Source organism: Thiorhodococcus minor (genome assembly GCF_010820565.1).
GTDB lineage: Bacteria > Pseudomonadota > Gammaproteobacteria > Chromatiales > Chromatiaceae > Thiorhodococcus > Thiorhodococcus minor.
Window position 1 is genome coordinate 1 of the sequence record NZ_JAAIJQ010000268.1, and the last position, 1,119, is coordinate 1,119.

At 55.0% G+C, this 1,119-nt stretch carries 2 protein-coding genes and 1 pseudogene; all 3 read left to right on the forward strand.

Features of this window, described 5'->3' with window-relative positions:
- Positions 1-134: pseudogene (locus G3446_RS28535) on the forward strand (addiction module toxin RelE); the annotation flags it as partial.
- Between the two features lie 53 nt (positions 135-187).
- The gene (locus G3446_RS26865; protein ID WP_245232842.1) at positions 188-472 is read left to right on the forward strand and encodes a hypothetical protein; all 285 of its coding nucleotides are present in this window, start codon (positions 188-190) and stop codon (positions 470-472) included.
- Positions 473-540: 68 nt separating this feature from the next.
- Positions 541-780 (forward strand): hypothetical protein, encoded by a 240-nt coding sequence (locus G3446_RS26870; protein WP_164456705.1) that lies wholly within the window; start codon positions 541-543, stop codon positions 778-780.
- Positions 781-1,119 lie beyond the last annotated feature (339 nt).

Below are 1,119 nucleotides of genomic sequence, written 5' to 3' on the forward strand. Positions count from 1 at the left end.
GAGACCAGGCCATTGCAGCGGCTTACGCCAGCGGCGGGTACACCCTGAAGCAAATCGGCGACTATTTTGGTCTGCATTACGCGCGGATCAGCCGGATCGTTCGCGCAGCCGAAAAGGCAAAAGGCAAGACCTGACACTGTTCTTCTTCGTCGCCGAGGGCATCGGCCAGCCCGGCCCTTGGGGGCAGTTGAAGCAACAGGTCTTTCTCGGATCGGACGCCTTCGTTGGCGAGCGCTGCCGCCGCGTGCCGAAGGATCGGGACTTAAGTGAAGTCCCCCTCGCGCAGCGTCGGCCACCCGCCAAGCCGCTGGCCGAGTATGTCAACCTGTACTCCGATCGAGACCAGGCCATTGCAGCGGCTTACGCCAGCGGCGGGTACACCCTGAAGCAAATCGGCGACCATTTTGGTCTGCATTACGCGCGGATCAGCCGGATCGTTCGCGCAGCCGAAAAGGCAAAAGGCAAGACCTGACACTGTTCTTGGTTAGACCTGACACTGTTCTTGGTTATGCAAAAAAGCACAAACAGGGAGAATAGCCCATGGATTTCGAGATCCTCGGCCTAGTTCGCGATCCTGAGACTTTCGCGCAAGGTTCGGGGATTCGAGAGATCGCAAGGCTAAGAAAGACTCACGGCAGGGGACACTGGAGAAAAAGAAAGGGTTTCGCAACGGTGAAACTCGGGGACGGAACAATACTCGAAGCAGAGATACATTGGTACGAAGCGTCGGGGATCGGCAGGCGAGAGTTCAAAATCAAGCGGTACCTCAGCACAGAGTAAGAAAATGCATGCATTCGCAATTTGCACTGACAATAGCGACTACCCAACCTCATTAGAAACAAAGAAACTCTATGAGGTTATACCAGACCTTGAGGCCGAAAGGCATAATCAAATCCGAGTGATTGATGAGTCGGGTGAAGATTATTTGTTTCCTCTCGAAATCTTTCTGAGAATTCCGCTTCCTGAAGAGGTAGCAGACCGGGTGGCGAAGATCGCATAACACTTGCCTCAGCGCCGACCCAAAAGAAGAACGGTGTCAGGTCTTGATCCATGGCTCGCCCGCTCAGACTCGAATTTCTCGGCGCTCTCTATCACATCACCTCGCGCGGTGACGCGCGC